Annotated in this window: 1 protein-coding gene; it reads right to left on the bottom strand. The window is 44.2% G+C overall.

Translation table 11 applies throughout. The features are described from left to right. The coding region (locus AC1MDJ_RS08215; RefSeq protein ID WP_479690426.1) for a TGS domain-containing protein at positions 1 to 767 on the bottom strand (767 nt) is incomplete at both ends.

The following is a 767-nucleotide window of genomic DNA, read 5'->3' as shown; positions in this document are numbered from 1 at the left end:
GGAATCCACTCCGCACTGTTGTAGCATATTCAGCTTTAGTATCCCAAACTACCTCTATCAGCTTATCAGGATTCATCCTAGAACTTTTCAGGTTAGAACAATCGCGGCGGTGAACGACTATCCCTCTGCCAGTTGATATATAGCCTATCACATCATCACCCGGTAGTGGAGAACAACATCTAGCAATCTTTATCATCATATCGTTTATGCCCGCAATTCTAAACGGCTCTCCCTTAGACGGAGGACGCTGTTTAAGCGGCTCTTCATCTGCCTTGTCCTCTGGATAGAGAGCATTTACTAATTTGCGGTGCGTAAGTCTGCCAAAACCTACAGCTATCAGCAAATCATCAGTAGTCCGCTCCTTAAACTTTTCTAATAGTTTCTTAACCAATGCTTGGTCTTCAAACACTTCATTAAATGTAGTTCCTCGTTCCCGTAGCTCCTTATCAAGCAATAAAGTAGCATGTGTTATCGCTTTTTCGCTGTCTTTTTTGCGCAAGTACGCGCCTATGCGCGTCCGCGCCCTAGATGTTTTTACAAAGGAGAGCCAGTCTTTATGAGGTTCTTGGGTTGAGTTGGTAATAATCTCAACCTTATCGCCGTTTTGCAGGTGATGTTTCAGGTGCGCTATACGCCCGTTAATTTTCGCACCTACACATCTATTGCCGAGTTCTGAATGGACGGAATAGGCAAAATCAAGCGGAGTGGATTCCGATGGTAGCTCTACCACATCGCCATTAGGGGTAAATACATAAATTTGTGAAGAC

It is taken from the genome of Candidatus Termitispirillum reticulitermitis, assembly GCF_054655775.1.
This window is presented reverse-complemented; position numbering and strand designations above follow the sequence as displayed.